Annotated in this window: 21 protein-coding genes; 11 read left to right on the forward strand and 10 right to left on the reverse strand. The window is 62.4% G+C overall.

Annotated elements, in window-relative coordinates; genetic code table 11:
• Together FHT93_RS03285 and cobT are read right to left on the reverse strand one after the other, a co-directional pair.
• Entirely contained in the window at positions 1–381 is a 381-nt protein-coding gene (locus tag FHT93_RS03285; protein ID WP_112547529.1) for a diacylglycerol kinase, read from the reverse strand.
• A 121-nt stretch (positions 382–502) separates the two neighbouring features.
• Positions 503–1,519 (reverse strand): nicotinate-nucleotide--dimethylbenzimidazole phosphoribosyltransferase, encoded by a 1,017-nt coding sequence (gene cobT, locus FHT93_RS03290; RefSeq protein ID WP_112968315.1) that lies wholly within the window; start codon positions 1,517–1,519, stop codon positions 503–505.
• A gap of 155 nt (positions 1,520–1,674) precedes the next feature.
• Between cobT and FHT93_RS03295 the strand changes: the two genes are divergently transcribed.
• Genes FHT93_RS03295 through FHT93_RS03305 form a run of 3 tightly spaced genes read left to right on the forward strand, consistent with a single transcriptional unit; the run spans position 1,675 to position 3,368 of the window.
• Positions 1,675–2,454, forward strand: coding sequence for an adenosylcobinamide-GDP ribazoletransferase (locus FHT93_RS03295; protein ID WP_113015716.1), 780 nt, complete (start codon positions 1,675–1,677; stop codon positions 2,452–2,454).
• A gap of 18 nt (positions 2,455–2,472) precedes the next feature.
• The gene (locus FHT93_RS03300; protein ID WP_113116922.1) at positions 2,473–2,670 is read left to right on the forward strand and encodes a DUF1289 domain-containing protein; all 198 of its coding nucleotides are present in this window, start codon (positions 2,473–2,475) and stop codon (positions 2,668–2,670) included.
• Positions 2,667–3,368, forward strand: coding sequence for a TIGR02281 family clan AA aspartic protease (locus FHT93_RS03305; protein ID WP_112968317.1), 702 nt, complete (start codon positions 2,667–2,669; stop codon positions 3,366–3,368). Before FHT93_RS03300 ends, FHT93_RS03305 begins: the two co-directional genes overlap by 4 nt.
• Here the strand turns inward: FHT93_RS03305 and FHT93_RS03310 are convergent.
• Complete coding sequence (locus FHT93_RS03310; RefSeq protein ID WP_183846082.1) at positions 3,365–4,354, reverse strand: aldo/keto reductase; 990 nt, start codon at positions 4,352–4,354, stop codon at positions 3,365–3,367. The genes FHT93_RS03305 and FHT93_RS03310 overlap by 4 nt on opposite strands.
• Positions 4,355–4,466: 112 nt before the next feature.
• Here FHT93_RS03310 and FHT93_RS03315 point away from each other — a divergent pair, with 112 nt between their 5' ends.
• Entirely contained in the window at positions 4,467–5,435 is a 969-nt protein-coding gene (locus FHT93_RS03315; RefSeq protein ID WP_112968319.1) for an AraC family transcriptional regulator, read from the forward strand.
• Between the two features lie 87 nt (positions 5,436–5,522).
• Positions 5,523–6,368: an NAD(P)-dependent oxidoreductase gene (locus tag FHT93_RS03320; protein ID WP_183846083.1), complete on the forward strand. Its 846-nt coding sequence runs from the start codon at positions 5,523–5,525 to the stop codon at positions 6,366–6,368.
• Between the two features lie 5 nt (positions 6,369–6,373).
• Here FHT93_RS03320 and FHT93_RS03325 read toward each other — a convergent pair whose 3' ends face one another.
• Positions 6,374–7,345 (reverse strand): alpha/beta hydrolase, encoded by a 972-nt coding sequence (locus FHT93_RS03325; RefSeq protein ID WP_183847496.1) that lies wholly within the window; start codon positions 7,343–7,345, stop codon positions 6,374–6,376.
• A 145-nt stretch (positions 7,346–7,490) separates the two neighbouring features.
• Between FHT93_RS03325 and FHT93_RS03330 the strand changes: the two genes are divergently transcribed.
• Together FHT93_RS03330 and FHT93_RS03335 are read left to right on the forward strand one after the other, a co-directional pair.
• On the forward strand, positions 7,491–7,928 hold the full coding sequence (locus FHT93_RS03330; RefSeq protein ID WP_113015712.1) for an Rrf2 family transcriptional regulator: 438 nt from the start codon (positions 7,491–7,493) through the stop codon (positions 7,926–7,928).
• 158 nt (positions 7,929–8,086) lie between these two features.
• Positions 8,087–8,524 carry a hypothetical protein gene (locus tag FHT93_RS03335; RefSeq protein ID WP_183846084.1) on the forward strand — a complete coding sequence of 146 codons (438 nt, stop codon included), beginning with the start codon at positions 8,087–8,089 and terminating at the stop codon, positions 8,522–8,524.
• A gap of 8 nt (positions 8,525–8,532) precedes the next feature.
• Here FHT93_RS03335 and FHT93_RS03340 read toward each other — a convergent pair whose 3' ends face one another.
• Together FHT93_RS03340 and FHT93_RS03345 are read right to left on the reverse strand one after the other, a co-directional pair.
• A complete protein-coding gene (locus FHT93_RS03340) occupies positions 8,533–8,922 on the reverse strand; it encodes a Rap1a/Tai family immunity protein (RefSeq protein ID WP_112968323.1) in 390 nt (129 codons plus the stop codon).
• A gap of 148 nt (positions 8,923–9,070) precedes the next feature.
• Positions 9,071–9,697: a TetR/AcrR family transcriptional regulator gene (locus FHT93_RS03345; protein ID WP_183846085.1), complete on the reverse strand. Its 627-nt coding sequence runs from the start codon at positions 9,695–9,697 to the stop codon at positions 9,071–9,073.
• Positions 9,698–9,812: 115 nt separating this feature from the next.
• Here FHT93_RS03345 and FHT93_RS03350 point away from each other — a divergent pair, with 115 nt between their 5' ends.
• Positions 9,813–10,670, forward strand: a complete 858-nt coding sequence (locus tag FHT93_RS03350) for an MBL fold metallo-hydrolase (protein ID WP_183846086.1) — start codon at positions 9,813–9,815, stop codon at positions 10,668–10,670.
• A gap of 13 nt (positions 10,671–10,683) precedes the next feature.
• On the opposite strand, the gene FHT93_RS03355 is transcribed toward FHT93_RS03350, so the two are convergent.
• Entirely contained in the window at positions 10,684–11,136 is a 453-nt protein-coding gene (locus FHT93_RS03355) for a pyridoxamine 5'-phosphate oxidase family protein (RefSeq protein ID WP_183846087.1), read from the reverse strand.
• A gap of 148 nt (positions 11,137–11,284) precedes the next feature.
• On the opposite strand from FHT93_RS03355, the gene FHT93_RS03360 reads away from it, so the two are divergent.
• Together FHT93_RS03360 and FHT93_RS03365 are read left to right on the forward strand one after the other, a co-directional pair.
• Positions 11,285–11,707: a helix-turn-helix domain-containing protein gene (locus FHT93_RS03360; protein ID WP_183846088.1), complete on the forward strand. Its 423-nt coding sequence runs from the start codon at positions 11,285–11,287 to the stop codon at positions 11,705–11,707.
• An 18-nt stretch (positions 11,708–11,725) separates the two neighbouring features.
• Positions 11,726–12,106 (forward strand): DUF4180 domain-containing protein, encoded by a 381-nt coding sequence (locus FHT93_RS03365; RefSeq protein ID WP_183846089.1) that lies wholly within the window; start codon positions 11,726–11,728, stop codon positions 12,104–12,106.
• 41 nt (positions 12,107–12,147) lie between these two features.
• Here FHT93_RS03365 and FHT93_RS03370 read toward each other — a convergent pair whose 3' ends face one another.
• Entirely contained in the window at positions 12,148–13,137 is a 990-nt protein-coding gene (locus FHT93_RS03370; protein WP_183846090.1) for a squalene cyclase, read from the reverse strand.
• Between the two features lie 171 nt (positions 13,138–13,308).
• Between FHT93_RS03370 and FHT93_RS03375 the strand changes: the two genes are divergently transcribed.
• Positions 13,309–14,232: a LysR family transcriptional regulator gene (locus tag FHT93_RS03375; RefSeq protein ID WP_183846091.1), complete on the forward strand. Its 924-nt coding sequence runs from the start codon at positions 13,309–13,311 to the stop codon at positions 14,230–14,232.
• Here FHT93_RS03375 and FHT93_RS03380 read toward each other — a convergent pair.
• Together FHT93_RS03380 and chrA are read right to left on the reverse strand one after the other, a co-directional pair.
• Positions 14,195–14,932 carry an SDR family oxidoreductase gene (locus FHT93_RS03380; RefSeq protein ID WP_183846092.1) on the reverse strand — a complete coding sequence of 246 codons (738 nt, stop codon included), beginning with the start codon at positions 14,930–14,932 and terminating at the stop codon, positions 14,195–14,197. The two genes, FHT93_RS03375 and FHT93_RS03380, sit on opposite strands and share 38 nt — an antisense overlap.
• A 117-nt stretch (positions 14,933–15,049) precedes the next feature.
• Complete coding sequence (gene chrA / locus FHT93_RS03385) at positions 15,050–16,447, reverse strand: chromate efflux transporter (RefSeq protein ID WP_183846093.1); 1,398 nt, start codon at positions 16,445–16,447, stop codon at positions 15,050–15,052.
• Position 16,448 lies beyond the last annotated feature (1 nt).

The following is a 16,448-nucleotide window of genomic DNA, read 5'->3' on the forward strand; positions in this document are numbered from 1 at the left end:
TTAGAAGAATAGATGCTTGATCACGACGAAGCCGAGATAGAGGCAACAGGCGGCGATCATGCAGCTCACGGCAAAAGAGCCGAGATCCTTGGCATGTTTGCCGACGATGGAGATCTCAGGTGATATCCGGTCGATCACTTCCTCGACCGCTGTATTCATCGCCTCGATTGAAAAGAGTCCGAGGAATAGCACCGTCGTGATGACGAACTCTGCGGCATCCGCACCGATCAGGAAAAGCAGGATCAGTGCCGCGACGAAAAAGCCGATCTCCTGCCGGAAAGCCGATTCCTTCAGCACCCGCTGGAAGCCGGCGAGTGAATAGCTTGCCGCTGCCAGGAAATGGCGAAATCCTGTCTCCTTGGTCACCGCGGGTTTGGTCAACGGCCTCTCGTTTTCCCCGCGCCGATCCCCGAACCGGCGCTCTGTTTTTAAGCGAATACGCAGATACCGTGTCGCTGGCTCGCGTGCAAGCAATGTGCAAGCCGGCTTGGCGGCTCCAGCCCTAGTGTTTTCCGGAGACACCGGCCTGGGCGAAGGTCGCCATGCCGGAATGGCAGGCGGCGGCCGCCTTGACGATGCCGGCGGCAAGTGCTGCCCCCGTACCTTCGCCGAGCCGCATGCCGAGCGCCAGAAGCGGCGTCTTGCCGAGCTGCTCGATGGCGCGCAGATGCCCCGGTTCGGCCGAGACATGCCCGATCAGGCAATGGTCGAGCGCTGACGGGTTGGCCGCCCGGAGGATCGCGCCGGCCGCTGTCGCCGTGTACCCGTCGATCAGCACCGGAATCCGCTCCATGCGCGCCGCAAGAATTGCACCTGCCATCGCTGCGATCTCACGGCCGCCGAGCCGGCGCATGATTTCCAGGGGATCGTCGAGGTGATCGCTGTGCAGCTCCACCGCACGCTCGACGGCATCGATCTTGCGTTCCAGCATCTCGCCTTCCGAGCCCGTTCCGGGGCCGACCCAGTCGCGCGCGGTGCCGCCGTAAAGCGCATAGTTGATCGCGGCCGCAATCGTCGTATTGCCGATACCCATTTCGCCAATGCAGAGCAGGTCGGTCCCGCCGGCGATCGCTTCCATGCCGAAGGCCATGGTGGCCGCACAGTCGCGCTCGGAAAGAGCGGCTTCCTCGGTGATGTCGCCGGTCGGATAATCGAGCGCCAGGTCGAAAACCTTGAGGCCGAGATCGTTGGCCACACAGATCTGGTTGATCGCCGCCCCGCCGGCTGCGAAATTCTCCACCATCTGCTGCGTCACCTCAGGCGGGAAAGGCGTGATGCCCTGCCGCACCACACCGTGATTGCCGGCAAAGATCGCCACCAGCGGCCGGTTGACGGCGGGCGCCCTGCCCGTCCAGGCCGCGAGCCAGAAGGCGATTTCTTCAAGTCGTCCAAGAGCGCCCGGCGGCTTCGTCAGTTGCGCGTCGCGTTCGCGGGCGGCGACCAGCGCACGGGCATCCGGTCCCGGCAGGTCGCGAATAAGGGCGCGAAAATCGTCGAACGGCAGGCCTGAAACGCTCATCTGGATGGCTTTCCTTGTATTCTTGTCTTTTCCCGGCAAATCGGGTTCTTTGCGTGGCGACTCTCTTAAAGCGACGGGCCAAGAGGAACAACCTCAAAAGCCGCAGCAAGACAAAGACGCCGGGAGAGACAGGGGACCGCAGGAATGATCCGGAAATGATAAAAGCCATCGTGGTCGATGCCGCGCGCGCCGTGGCTTTCCTGAGCCGTATTCCGATGCCGCCATGGCTCTTTGCCGGCTATGACGGCAAGCTTGGCCGGCTGGTGCGTGTCTTCCCGCTTGCCGGTCTCCTCATCGGCGCCCTGCCCGCGCTCGTCTTCCTGCTGATGCTGGCCTTTCGCGCCGACCGCCTGATGGCGGCGCTCGTCGCCCTCGCCGTGCTGACGATCCTCACCGGAGCGCTGCATGAAGACGGGCTTGCCGATACGGCCGACGGCATCGGCGGCGGCAAGTCGCGCGAGCAGAGCCTGATCATCATGAAGGACAGCCGCATCGGCAGCTATGGGGCGATCGCCCTGATCCTCTCCTTCGCTCTCCGGGCCTCCGCACTTGCCGCCATTGCCCGCGAGGCAGCACCCTTTGCCGCTGCTCTTGCCATTCCGGCCGTTGCCGCGCTCAGTCGCGGTGCAATTGCCTGGCACTGGCAGCGCCTTCCCGCTGCAAAGCCGGATGGCCTTGCAGCCTCGGCTGGCAGCCCCGTCGAGGCGACGATGCAGATCGCGCTCGTCGTGGCAGGCTTTATCACTGCCATGCTCGTCTGGCCCGCGCTCGGTCTGCTTCCCTTCGTCTCGGCTCTCCTCGCCGCCGGCCTCTCGACGCTTGTCTTCACCTGGTTTATCCGCCGCAGGCTCGGCGGCCATACCGGCGACACGCTCGGCGCCACCCAGCAGATTTGCGAGGTCGCGGCTTTCTGCGCCCTTGCCATGGCCCTCTGAAATCACGATATGACGCTCATGCGAACACCCTGCATCCGCATATGCTCCCTGGATCCTCTCACCGGTCTCTGCGCCGGATGTGGCCGCACAACGGATGAAATCGCCGGCTGGATGCGCTTTTCCGACGAGGACCGCGAAACCATCATGAACAGCCTGCCCGCCAGGCTCGCAGCACGTGTTCCCGAATCGGCGAAACCTCTGGAGGCGACGGCCTGATGCGCCTCATCATCCTGCTTGCCGTCATCGGCATTGGCCTTGCGGTCCTGCTCTTCAACAGTGATCAGACTCGTATTTTTGGACTGGCAAGCGACGATTTCGGCCGCTTCGTCTACCTGCTGCCGATCGCCCTGATGCTGGCTGCCGGTATCGTGGGCAGCCGTCGAAACATCGGCCAGACCATGCGGCAGTTGATGATCTGGCTGGTCATCATCCTGGCGCTCGCCACTGCCTATCTCTACCGGCAGGATGCGCTTGGTGTCGGCAACCGCCTGCTTGCTGGTCTCGTGCCCGGCCGTGCTGTCGTCGTCACAACGAGCGAAGGCGGGCAGGAAGTCATCGTGCACAAGATGCTGAACGGCCATTTCGAGGCCGAGGTATCCGTCAACGGTCAGTCCGTGCCGATGCTGGTCGATACCGGCGCCAGCATGGTGGCGCTCTCGCACGCCGATGCGTTGCGCATCGGCATCGATCCGAAGCAGCTCACCTACTCCATGACCGTGATGACTGCCAACGGCCGCGCTCGCGCCGCGCCCATCACCCTCGATCAGGTGGCGATCGGCCCCATCGTGCGTCACAATGTTGCCGCCACTGTCGCCGAAGATGGCAGGCTCGACCAGAGCCTGCTCGGCATGAGTTTCCTCGAAACGCTGGGCTCCCTGCAGATGCAGACGGATGAGCTGAGGATGCGGGACTAACGGTCAATGGTGGCCATGATCCAGTCCGCATAACGGTTCCCGGATATAGTCCCGGTCACCAGCGCTGCATCGAGCCTCCGCACCTCCTCAGCGTCCAGGCGGATAGAGGCAGCAGCAACATTCTCTTCCAGATAGGATCTGCGCTTGGTGCCGGGGATCGGCACGATATCGTCACCCTTGCGCAGCAGCCAGGCGAGCGCGATCTGACCGGGCTTCACGCCCTTGTTCGCGGCTATGTCGAAGACGATCTGCGCCGCCTGCATGTTGGAATCGTAGTTTGTGCCCTGATATCGCGGGTCGATCCGCCGCGTATCGCCTTCCGGATAGTCCTCGGCCCGCTTCACGCCACCGGCGAGGAAGCCGCGTCCCAGAGGGCAGAACGGTACAAGACCGATCCCAAGCTCGCGCAGGACCGGAATGATCTCAGGTTCCAGGTTCCGCTCCCAGAGCGAATATTCGCTTTGGAGCGCAGAAACAGGATGGACGGCATGGGCGCGGCGAAGATTGGCGATACCGACCTCCGAAAGCCCGAAGAAGCGCACCTTGCCTGCAATGACCAGATCCCTGACCGTGCCGGCCACGTCCTCGATCGGGACGCTCCTGTCGAGGCGGTGCTGGTAAAGCAGGTCAATATGATCGGTCTGCAGCCGGCTGAGGCAACCCTCGACAACCCGGATGATGTTCTCCGGCCTGCTATCTGTGCCGACGATCCTGTCACCGTCGAAGCGTGAGCCGAATTTGGTCGCGATCACCACCCTATCGCGCCGATCCCTGAACGCCTTGCCAAGTAGAGCCTCGTTCTTGAATGGGCCGTAATTCTCGGCCGTGTCGAAGAAATCGCAACCCAGCTCGATGGCGCGGTGCAGGGTCGCGATCGATTCTGCCTCGTCGGCTGGCCCGTAGGACTGGCTCATGCCCATGCAACCGAGGCCGATTGCTCCGACTTCCAGTCCCTGGCTGCCAAGTTTTCGTCTGCTCAATGTCATGAAGATTCTCTCTGTCCAACACCGCCGGTCCGGCGGCATAGATCAAAGTTAGAACTGTCAGGTCGGATTATGAATGCTTGAACGGGTGAAATACTTGCGCGATAGTGCGGGAATGCCTTCCGATCCCTTCTCCGATATCCTGAAATTCACCAATGCCGAAACACTTGTCACGGGTGGGTTCACGGCTGGAGGTCCCTGGGCAATCCGTTTTCCGGTGCCGAAGACGATCAAGTTCTTTGCCGTGGTGAAGGGCAGCTGCTGGGTTGATATCGATGGTGAGCCGAAGCCGATGCTGTTCGAAGCCGGCGATGTCGGCCTTCTTTCGGCGCGGCGCTCCTTCGTGCTGTCGAGCGCACTTGATGTTCCCGCGGTCGACGCGATGAGCCTGTTTTCAGGTGCCGGCCGCTCGACCGCGCAGCTTGGCGATGGCGATGACTTTGCCCATATCGGCGGCCATGTGCTGCTCGATCCCGTCAGCGGCCGCTTGCTGGCCGATGTCCTGCCGCCCTGGATCCACATCGGCGCAGCGTCCCTGCAGGCTTCGACCATCAGATGGATTCTCGACCAGCTCGTCAACGAACGGGCTTCCACAGAGCCCGGCGCTCGTCTTGCCTGCGAGCAACTTGCCCAGCTTCTCTTCATCCAGATCCTTCGCGCCCATCTGAAAACGGCGGCGCTCATGCCTCCCGGCTGGCTACGGGCGTTGTCGCATCCCCGCCTCGCACCCGCACTGCGCCTCATGCATGGTGACCCGACCCGTTCCTGGCATTTGGATGAGCTTGCCAGTGCCTGCGCCATGTCGCGCACGACCTTTGCTTTTCATTTCCGCACGATCTCGGGTGCGGCCCCTCTGACCTATCTCGCAGGATGGCGTATGCACCTTGCCGAACGGGCGCTCAGGGAGGAAACCACCCCTGTCGCCGTTATCGCCCGCTCGCTCGGCTATACGTCCGAGAGTGCCTTCAGTAATGCCTTCAAGCGCATGACAGGTAGCTCGCCGAGGGCCTGTCGCGATGCCGCGCGTTCGCAGTCCGGCTTAAACCGGACCAATAGAGAGGCTGAGGAGATAACGAGCCTTTGAGACGCGGACCGAAGGCCGCACCCGCCTTGCGGCAGCGGCCGTCCCGCCCTAATCTCAGTCCATCCCGCCAATGAGGTCTCTCCGCCAATGTCCATCACAATCGCATTGTTCGGTGCCGGCGCCATGGGCAGTGCCGTCGGCCGCCGCCTTGCCGAGTCCGGCGCCAAGGTCATCACCTTTCTCGATGGACGCAGTCAAGCGACAATCGAGCGCGCCCGAGCCGCTGGCCTCATCGCCGCTCCGCTTTCGGCGTTCACCGAGGCCGATATCATCCTCTCCATCGTTCCGCCGGCAGAAGCGCAGAAGGTTGCGGATCTCATCGCTCCGGTGCTGCGCGACAGCGGCAAAAAGCCATCCTTTGTCGATCTCAATGCCATAAGCCCGAAGACCATGGAAACGCTGGCCGCGGGCCTCGCTTCCTCTGGCGCCAAGGTCATCGACGGCTCGATCATCGGCGGCCCGCCGGTTCCCGGCAAGGCCGGCCCGGTCGTTTGCCTCTGCGGTGATCTCGCCGGCGAACCCGATCTGCTCTCCCGCTTTGGCCTGAAGATCCGCCGCGTGAAAGGCCCCGTTGGAGCCGCCTCCGCGTTGAAGATGTGTTACGCCGGCATCAACAAGGGCATCACCGGCCTCTCCGCCGCCATGCTGCTTGCGGCCGCACGCTCTGGTGCCAGCGACGCATTGAAGGTGGAACTGGCCGAAAGCCAGAGCGAGCATCTGAAGCGGCTGCGCCAATCCATTCCGGACATGTTTCCGAAGGCCTATCGCTGGGTGGCGGAAATGGAAGAGATTGCCGAGTTCCTGGGCGAAGACGATCCCGCCGCGCTCATCTTCAAGGGCATGGCCGGCGTCTTCCAGACAATCGCCGATGACCGCACCGGCAGTCGGGAACTGATCGCCACCCTTGAGCGGATGCTCGAAGACGGCGATTAAACCGCTCACAGGCCCCGCACGAAATCGATGATCGCGCGGCTGACAATGTCGGGCCGCTCCTGCGGCAGCCAGTGGCCGGCGCCGGGAACGAACTGCGTCGCCCTGAGGTCGGGCGCGAGTTGTGGCATCGCGCCGATAATCTCCCGCATTCCGGGGATGGCAAGGCCTGTATCGCGTTCGCCGGCCATGAACAGCGCGGGGATCTCGATCTTCAGCCCCGCAAAAGCCTTCTGCAATTCCCAGTTCCGGTCGAGGTTGCGATAGTAGTTCAGGCCGCCGCGAAAGCCCGATGCCTTGAAGGCGTCGACGAACGTATCGAGATCGGATTTCGGAAGCCAGGCGGGAAGCGTATCGCTTTCCGGCAGATCGGCGAGCAAACCGGAAGCGCGCGAGACCATGCCGAAGGGATTGGGCGTTCCGTCGCCCGGCAGCCGCGGGCCCGCCTCGCCGCTTGCGGCGCCATAGATCTTGCGAAGCGTGACCTCCACATTCCGCTCGAACTCGGCCTCCGCCGATCCCGGCTGCTGGAAGTAGAGCACATACAGCAGATGATCTGCCGTGGCCGGAAAGATCTTCGTCGGCGGTATCGGCGGCTGACCCATGAGAGGCACGCTCATCGCGACGACACCCCGGAACCTGTCCGGACGCATCAGCGCGGCCTGCCAGGCAACCGTCGCACCCCAGTCATTGCCGACGATGACAGCCTGTTCCGCACCAAGCGCATCGACGAGCGCCACCATGTCGGCCACGAGATCGACGACCGTATAGGCGCCGGCCTCATCAGGGCTTTCCGTTCGGCCATAACCGCGCATGTCGGGCGCCACGGCATGAAAGCCCGCCCCTGCAAGTGCGGTGATCTGATGACGCCATGCATGCGATGTCTCGGGAAACCCGTGGCACAGCAGCACCAGCGGCCCCTCGCCCGCTTCGGCAATGTTCATCCTCAAGGTTGCGGTTTCGATCATGCGCTGCTGCATCGCTGCCTCCTCGACAATAAGCCCGTCGCCCTCGGAAAAATCGGATCCGGACGACATCGAATCTTTAATTCCGTATCTTTTTACGTTACAGAATATGGGAGTCAATAGACCGTAACATTATTTGTTACGCTATGGAGAGGCGCAGATGCGGCAAGACGGAAGACTGGCGCGAATGATCCATGTTCTCGTCCATATGGGATTGCTGGGCGGCAGGGAAACGAGCGAGCGCATCGCCCAGATGCTCAACACCAACCCTGTCGTCGTCCGCCGCACCATGGCCTCGCTGCGCCAATACGGCATCGTCGAATCGGAGGGCGGCCGCGGTGGCGGCTGGTCGCTGACAAGGCCGTTGGCAGAGATTACCATTCTGGATGTGCAACGCGCCCTGCAGGGCGAAACGATCCTCGATGCGCCGCTCTCCAACGATCACCCGTCCTGCCCCGTTGAGCGCGCCGCCAATGGCAAGCTGCAGCGCGCCTTCGAAAGCGCCGAACAGACGCTGGAGCAAGAATTCCAGAAGGTGACGCTGGCCGAAATCGGCGACATCGCCATGGCCACCGCCCAGGCGGAAAAGCGGGCGTGACACTCATCCGGCTGCTTGCCGACGGCGCGTGAATCTGCCAACTTTCAGCAAAACAACAAGACCACAAAGAACAAGAAGAAACTCCTAGTCTGGTGGCACCACATCCCGATCGCCTTCCCTGAAGGTCTCAGCGTGTCCGGTGCGACAGGAGTTACATCATGACTGGATTCTGGCCCTTATTCGTCGGCGGCGTGGTCCCCGCCGTTCTCTGGGGCATCACCGCTATTTTCCAGAAGCAGAGCGCCGTATCGGGCGTCGGCTCTTCGGCCTATCTCATCGCCTTCGGCCTGACGCTCGCTGTAGCGGGCGGCATCTCCGCCCTGATCTGGCGCCCCGCGCCCTGGACGGCAGAAGGCATCGGCTTTGCCGCCACCGCCGGCTTCTGTTTTGCCCTTGGCACCGGCCTCATCAGCTTCGCGCTCTTTGCCTACGGCGTGCCGGTCTCCAAACTCGCGCCGATCTGGAGCTGCAACGTCCTGGTGACGCTCGCCGTCGGCGCGGTGTTTCTGGGAGAGGCTGCTGAGATCGATATCATCAAACTCTCTGCCGGCACCCTGCTTATCATCGGCGGCGCTATCCTTGTCAGCAAGGCCTGACGCCTGCCTTACCGGCAGCCGTAGCTGCGGGTAACGACGGTCATCACCAGATCGTCGCCCTCAGCACTGCGGACGCCCGGATTCTCCTGCAGGAAGTGGCACAGCATTTCGCCGATTATGATGGGTGTCGTGCCCGGCGGCAGGCAGATATTCCACCCGACCGAATGGCCGAGACGGGTTATACTGACCATCGCCTGCGGATCCCCGGCCGCATCCGCGAACGAACGCCGCGCAAGAAACTCATCCCGGTTCCATTTGTCGAGCCAGCCGGAAACATAGCCGATGACGAACTGCCGCGAACCGCCACAATCCGAAAAGAGAAGGTCGCCGCTGGCATACTCCATCGGCGCCTTGGCCGAGACAGTCGCCAACAGGGTTGCAATGAGAATGCCCGGCATCTGATCCCCCGCCCGCATATCGATGCCGGAAACTCCAGCCCGAACATGTCGGAATTAAGCTGGAACTGTTACCGATCCATGACGTCGGAAAAGATGGTAAATGCCCGAACCGGAACGGAAATTTCTTCTTAACCGGGGTAAATAGCCTTCAATGCCCCTTGCCGTGCAGCAGCACGTCAAAGACCATCTGCTTGAATGTCTCGAGCGGGGCTCCGCTACGGTCCGCGCGCATGCGCAGAAGCGCCCCTTCCCAACTGTTCAGGATGAAATCGGCAAGTGCTCCGGCCGGCAGTTCGCCAGAGAGTGTGCCGTCTGTCTGCGCTTCGGACAGACATGCCGCAATCACCTCGCTCCAGCGGCCGAAATGCGCTGCCACATGCTGGCGGATCAACTCGCTGTGGTCCACCGTCTCGGCACTGAAATTGCCGAGCACGCATCCCTGCGTATGACCTCTCAAGGCAAAGGACGCGGTGCGATCGTCGAAAAAGGCCTTGAGGCGGCGAAGCGGTGGTTTGTCGTGATCGGCAAGGAAACTCGTGAGCCGGGCAAGCGCCTGCTCGGAGTAGCGATCGGAAACCTCCGCCCCGAAGGCCTCCTTGCTCTCGAAGTAATTGTAGAAAGAGCCCTTCGGTACCTTGATGTCGTCGACGATCTTCTGGATCCCGGTCGCGGCAAACCCATGAGCATGGATCTCCTTCAGACCTGCCTCGATAAGCTTCTCCCGCATGTGCATGTTCGGCTTGGGGCCGCGTCGAGCCGGCGTGTCTGCGTCCATTTTTCCTCTTGAACAATTATAGACGACCGGTCATATATTTATTGTTTCGCAGCAAAAAATCAAGCTCGATCCCTCGCCCTGCCGCCAAAACTCAACTGTTCAAGGAATTACCGCCATGAGCTCGAACCCCACCCCCAGCCTGCGCTACGATGTCCTGACAATCCGCCGCCCAGGCCTCAGCCGCGATGTGCCGGCTGGAGATCCCGCGCTTCGATGGGTCGCCAATTCCGCCACGCTGATCTCGGGCGAACGTGATGCCGTGCTCGTCGACACTTTCCTGACCGAACCGCAGACAAAGACGCTCGCCGACTGGGTGGAGGCGAGCGGCAAGCACCTGAAGGCGATCTACATCACCCACGGCCATGGCGACCATTTCTTCGGCATCGGCGCTCTGCTGAAGCGCTTCCCCGATGCGAAGGCTTATGCGGTCTCAGATGTGGTGGAGGCGATGCGCCGCCAGAGCGAACCCGACATGCTCGACGGTTTCTGGCGCAAACTCTTCCCCGGCGAGATCGCCGAGACCATGGCCGTCGCGGATGTGCTTGAAGCACCCGACCTGGAACTCGAAGGCCACAAGCTGATCCCGATCGATGCGGGCCATACCGACATGTCGCACTCGACCGCCCTGCACGTTCCCTCGATCGGGCTCATCGTCGGCGGCGACGTCGTTTATAACGGCATTCACTGTTACCTCGGCGAAACCACGCGCGAGAGCAGGCAACATTGGATCGAAACGCTGGACCGGCTGAAAGAGCTGAAGCCGAAGGCCGTCGTCGCCGGCCACAAGATCCCCGAAAATGACGACAACCCCGATATCATCGACCAGACGCAGCAATACTTGCGTGATTTCAACAGGCTTGAACTGGAAACGACGACAGCGCGGGAACTGTTCGACGCCATGCTGACGCTCCATCCCAACCGTGCTAATCCCGGCTCGCTCTGGGGCGCTGCCAAGGTCACCAAGGGCGCCTGACTTTCACGCCGCATCAGAGCGTGACGAGATCCGCGTGGCCGAACCCTTTGGAATAATCAAGCACCGAGATCACCTTCGGCATGACGCGGAAGATAAAGATCTGATCCCGCGTCGGCATGGCGACCGCCAGATCCTGCTGGACGGGATATTTCGCCGGCATCATGCGGAGCACCCTGTCGGCCTCGTCAGGGTCTTCCACCTTCTCGGCAAAGGCCGCCATCGACAGGCCGGTGATCTGCATCAGCTGGGCTACATCCGGGTTGATCGTCAGCGACAACCTTTTGTCCCGCGCCAGATTGGCGGCTTTCTGGCTGTCCGGGCTGCAGAGAAAATAGAGCGTCAGCCCGTCATTGACGTAGCCCACCGTCGTCGTCTGCGGCCAGCCGTCTGGCCGGAGCGTCGCAACGCTCATGATCCGTTGCCCATCCAGGATCGCCTGGATCGTCTTCCTGATCGCCTCGTCCATGGCTCGCTCCGTTCAGTTTGCTGGCTGAAGCATGGTTTGCTGCTCGGCATTCCGCATTGATCCGTATCAAGGCGAATATCGATCTGGATTAATTCCAAATATTCCGTATTATTACAAAAAATGATCAGGATAGAGAATAATACGGACCATGTCGGAAGAGTTCTACACCGCTGAACAGGCGGCCGAGCGGCTGAAACTGCACCCGAAGACCCTGCTGCGGCTCATCCGCGAAGAGCGCCTGCGCGCCACGCGCATCGGCAAATCCTACCGCATTCTGCGCTCCGACCTCGAAGCCTTCGCCGGTGTCAGCAACAGCGCCACGGCCCTGCAGGCGGAGGTCTATGTCACCAGCATCGTCGAAGTGCCCGATCTCTCCGCCGACATGTCGAGCCGCCTGACGGTGCTGATGCAGGCCATGCTGATCTCGCGGCATCGCCGTCCGCACGCCCTGCAGTTCAATGCCGTCTATGACGCGGAACGGCAACTCCAGAAATTCATTCTGATCGGTACGCCGTCGGATACGGCGGAACTGTTGAACAGCCTGGACGCTTATCTGAAGGCGCTCCGCTGACCCGAAGGGAGACATTCCGTGAGCAACGATATCAAGCTCCTGCACGGCTTTCGCGTGCTCCTGCGCAATCCCGATGGCAAGCCGTTATCGGCTGAAAGCGGCATCAATGATCTGATCGGCCACGCACTCGGCGAATCCGTCGATTGGGTCTTGCTGCCGGTACCGCGACTGCCGGAGGGTTTCCTGACGCTCCGCTCGGGCATTGCCGGTGCTGCGATCCAGAAATTCGTCAATTACCGGGTTCGTGTCGCCATCATCGGCAGGATCGATGCGGAGCTTGCCGCAAGCAACGCGCTGCAGAGCTTCGTTCTTGAAGCCAATCGCGGCACGACCTGCTGGTTTCTCGATACGACGGAAGAGTTCGATGCCAGACTTTCAGCCTTCAGCACGCCGGCATAAATCACTGATTTATCGGGATAATGCCGGCTGTCGCGGCAGACTCACGTTGCGGCATGTTCAGACCGACGGCTGTCCCACCATTTCAGCACCCTGAGCGCCCTGAGCGTTACCCAGCGGGAGGGCTCTCCCTCGCCGTCATCCATGACGAACCAGGCCCTGCCGGACACGCGCCAGTCGAGCGGCCAGCGGCCATCTTCAAGTCGCCGCAGCCGGAGGTATTCAATTGCCTCTTTCAGCCGCATATCGGGAGCAGCCCCGGTCTGCAGGCTTGAGGCGCGAAAGTAATCGAGCGCCCGCAGCACATCGAAGCGCCAGCGGTTCGGATGCAGGAACTGCATGAATTTTTCGTCGACCGGTTCGCCGGTGCTGAGGCGCCGCATCAGGTGCCGCGCCAGCAGATAATCCTCGCCTGACCGTCTTGCCTCGCGCGCTTCCTCGGTGCCGCCGGTAGTCCGCTCATATTCGAGAAGTCCTTCCAGCACATTGATCGTCGTGTGGAAGGAGGAACGCATCGAGCCATTCGCCCGCTCGCAGTTCCAGCCGCCATCCGACTGCTGCTCACCGAGCAATCTTTTCACGATCGGCGAGATATCGACGCCGAAATAGGCGCCGTCGCCAACGGTGCGGCCATTGATGCATTCCTCCACCTCTCCTTCCCAGAAAGGCTGTCCGCCCTCGTCCCAGCGGCAATTGGCGCCGATGAGTGCGACAGTTCTCCGTGCGCTTTCGGAGCGCGGGTCGAGGCCGAATTCGCGAAGCTGCGTCAGCGAGAAATTCGTTGCCGTCCAGGGCTGGCCGGTTGCCTGCCATTCCTCGCGCGTGAAATCGCTGGGCAGGAAGGAACCGCCCGCCCATTGCCCATCGGCATCCTGAAAGGACAATAGCTTGGCGCCCCACCCCTCGCGCTCGACCTTCTGCCGTTCGGCGGACCAGACGGGTTCAGGCGCGTCCAGAAGATCGCGCAGCACCTGCCAGCGGATGGCCGGGTCGGAGGCGAGCAGCCAATCGATCACGGATGTCTCAGATGGCATCGGCAAGGCTCCCGTCGCTTGCGAAGACGGTCTTAAGTTTGGCCAAGCATGTGTCTGCCGTCAATATTGCGAGGCTCGACGCGAGGATTCCAGCCAACCGGAGACTCCCTCGGAGCAAGGCCACCTGATATAGGAGTGCCCATCCTTGCCACGGAGCGCACGGAGCTCGCGATGAACCCACGCCAACTGAAGACCTTCCTTGCCGTCGCAAAGCACGGCAATATCACCCGTGCCGCAAGCGAGGCCAATCTCGCCCAGTCGAGCCTCAGCGATCAGATGCAGGCGCTCGAAGAGGAATTGGGCGTCCCGCTTTTCGAGCGTTCCCGGCAGGGCGTGACCCTGACACCGGCCGGTGACGCGCTGAAGGCCTATGCCGAAGAAATCCTTGCCCTGAACGACGAGGCAAAGACCGCAATCCGCGCAGCTGCCGGTCTCGAGAAACAGGCCCTGACGATCGGTACGCTCGAAACCATCGCAGCGGAAAAGCTCGCCGCCTTCCTGTCGCGTTTTCGCGAGACGCATCCCGATATCGGTCTGACGCTGAAGATCGGCGGCAGCGGTGAATTGCAGCGGCGGCTGGAAGACGGCTCGATCGACATCGCCTTCACCTTCGACCGCGGAGAGCAGGATGGACGGTTCCAGACACGCCTCGTCTCGCGCGAGCCGCTAACCCTGATAGCAGGCCGCAATACCCGGGTGATGCCGCCCGCAAACCTCGCTGACGTGAGCCGCCTGCCCTTCATCGCCACCGAAACCGGCTGCGTCTATCGCCGCGTCTTCGATACTGCCTTTGCCGAGGCAGATATTGCCGCCCCTGATATCGTCACCCAGGCGGACAGCGTCCAGACGATCATCCGCCTCGTCGCATCCGGCGCCGGTTACGGTCTTGTCCCGCGTCTGGCCGTCACTCCGGCCGCCGAGAGCAGCGATGTCGTGGAACTGCCCTGGCCAGGTGATACACCTGCTGCGTCGCTGATCATGCTGTGGCGGCGCCGGCGGGTGCAGCCGCCGGCGCTCTCTTCATTGATTGCCATGGCAAGCGAAGACCTGCGGTCGGTCAGACCAGCCGATGCCCGCCTTCGACATGCAGGATAGTGCCTGTGGCAAAGCCGTTGCCGATGAGGAAGCGGATCGCGTCGGCAATATCATCAGGCCGACCGACGCGACCCGCAGGCAGCCGCTTCGCCATCGCCTCCAGCGTTGCCAGCTTGGCATCGCCGGCAACGAAATTCCAGATCGGCGTATCCACCCAGCCCGGTGACACGGCGTTGACGCGCAGAGGCGCAAGTTCGACCGCGAGCGCCCGCACCAGTCCCTCCAGCGCCGCATTGACGGCCGCAACGACGGAACCGCGCGCCGCCGGCCGATAGGCGGCAACCCCCGACGTAAAGGTGATCGAGCCAGACGGCGGCAGGCACGGCGCGCCGTATTTGGCAAGCAGCAGCGGCCCGTAGAATTTGCTCTCGACAACCCGCTGCGCCGCCGCAAGCTGCAGATCCGGCAGCAACTGATAGGCTCCCTCGATATCCGCCGCCGTGCTGACGATATGGTCGACCGGCCCGCAATCGCGGAAGAAGGCCGCAATCTCCTCTTCACGAGTGAGATCGAGGGCCGCGGTGTTCAGATCAGCAGGGTCGCCGAGCGTCTGCCGCGCCGCTTCAAGCCTCTCCGCACTGCGCCCGGCAATCGTCACCCGCGCCCCTTCGGCCAGCAGCCGTCGCGCCAGCGCCAGCCCCATGCCGGAACTGCCGCCTACGATGATAATCCTGGCGCCTTCCAAATTGATATCAGTCATCTGCGTCTCCTTCTTGTCTGGAAGAGCAGATGCCGCGTGCCGGGCGGCAAGAAAAACGGAAGAAACCGATGGCGCCATCGGTTTTTCCGATGATGCGTCCGGCGCGCCGTCGATGCTTCAAGTCGGCCAGAACATCCCGGCGACGGCACAGCCGAGCAGCACCGGAATGACCGCCAGCCTGAACCGGAAGATCGCGATCGCTGCCGCAAGGCTCAACAGCAGCGATGGCAGCGACAGCGACGCCCAGACGGGCAGCTCGATCGAGAAGGGTCCGAGGCTGTGAACCGCGGCGCTCCTGAACAGGAAATGCAGGCCGAACCAGATCGCGAGATTGAGGATGACGCCGACCACGGCCGCCGTGATGGCCGACATCGCACCGGCCAGGGCTGCATTGCCGCGCAGCTTCTCGATGAAGGGAGCGCCGAGGAAGATCCAGAGGAAACAGGGAACGAAGGTCACCCACGTCGTCAGGATGGCGGCGAGCGTGGCGGCTGTCATCGGACCGAGGCTGCCGGGATCGCGATAGGCGCCCATGAAACCGACGAACTGGAGGACCATGATCAGCGGACCTGGCGTCGTTTCCGCCATGCCCAGACCATCCAGCATCTCGTTGGGCTTCAGCCATCCGTAGTGCTGGACGGCTTCCTGAGCCACGTAAGCGAGCACGGCATAGGCGCCGCCGAAAGTCACCATCGCCATCTTGCTGAAGAACACGCCGATCTGCGTGAAGATGTCGTCGGGTCCGAGAAGGAGATAGAGCAGCAGTATCGGCAGCAACCAGAGTGCCAAGAGCGCCGACGAGATCCTCAGCGACCACAGAAGGTTCGGTCGCGCATGCAGAGGTATCTCCTCTCCGAGCAGGGCATCGGAATCGGATAGAGCCGCGCCGCCAGCTGCCTTGTGCCCGCCGTCACCCTGGAACAGGCGGGAACCCGACTTCGATCCCAGGAAGCCGACGATGGCAGCGGAGAGGATGATGACGGGAAAAGGGACATGGAACACGAAGATCGCCAGGAAAGCGGCTGCCGCGATCCCGACCATTGCCCTGTTCTTCAGTGCGCGGCCGCCGACCCTGACGACCGCCTGAATGACGACGGCAAGCACCGCCGCCTTCAGGCCGAAGAACAGGCCCTCGACGGCATCGACACTGCCGAGGCTCACGTAGAGATAGCTGAGCGCCAGAATGGAGAGGAAGCCCGGAAGCACGAACAGGATGCCCGCGACCAAACCACCGGCGGTCCGGTGCATCAGCCAGCCGATATAGATGGCAAGCTGCTGCGCTTCCGGTCCCGGAAGCAGCATGCAGTAATTCAGGGCATGCAGGAAACGCTGCTCGCCGATCCACCTCTTCTCATCGACGACGATGCGGTGCATCACGGCGATCTGCCCGGCCGGTCCGCCGAAGCTGAGGGCTGCAACGCGCAGCCAGACGCGAAAGGCCTCGCCGAAGGTGACGCCATGCGGGTTCGGCGACGCCCCGGTATCGGGCGTCGCATGGGTAACGGCACTGCTCATG

Origin of the sequence: Rhizobium sp. BK379, from assembly GCF_014193955.1 — a bacterium.
GTDB lineage: Bacteria > Pseudomonadota > Alphaproteobacteria > Rhizobiales > Rhizobiaceae > Rhizobium.